We start from the raw sequence: 533 nt of genomic DNA on the forward strand, positions 1-533 counted from the left end.
TTTCTGCTGATGAGAATCTGCGTTTTGCGKGTCGTTCGGAACAGGAAGACAGGCGACGCTTCAGGCTTCCTGCTGGTGGTTTAGAATACGTTCCAGAGGTTAAGGAAGCGAAGGAATCACGCGGAGAGATTTTTGATGCAGGACCGTCTGAGAATGGGTGTGAGTCATCTTCTCGGATAGGTTTTTATGAGCTTCTTCGTCGCAACAGTGGGAACAAGGTTGATGTGTTTAAACATCTTGAACGCATTGGCAGGGATGAGGCCATAAGGCTTCAATCTGATCGCATTGCTGACAGGCTTGAAGGTCTGGGGATTCCGTCTAGGCGTAAGAAGCAGGATGGCACCTTTTTCAAGGTGGGTTTGCTGTCTGGATTAGCTAAGCAGATGGATGAACAGTTTAGGCATATCATGTTCATTCCTGCTGTTGCTGTTGCTGAGCGTCGCCAGTTGAGGAATGAGCTGACCTATTGGATTGATAACATTCTCCCGAATAAGGGGAAGTATCTGCGGTACATGGTTATCACCTGCGGTGAG

The 533-nt window shown here is 48.3% G+C and carries 1 protein-coding gene; it reads left to right on the forward strand.

From position 1 onward, the window contains the following. The coding region (locus KP705_RS16730) for a hypothetical protein (protein ID WP_215765070.1) at positions 1 to 533 on the forward strand (533 nt) is incomplete at both ends.

It is taken from the genome of Gluconobacter sp. P1D12_c, from assembly GCF_018812105.1.
Classification (GTDB): Bacteria; Pseudomonadota; Alphaproteobacteria; order Acetobacterales; family Acetobacteraceae; genus Gluconobacter; species Gluconobacter oxydans_A.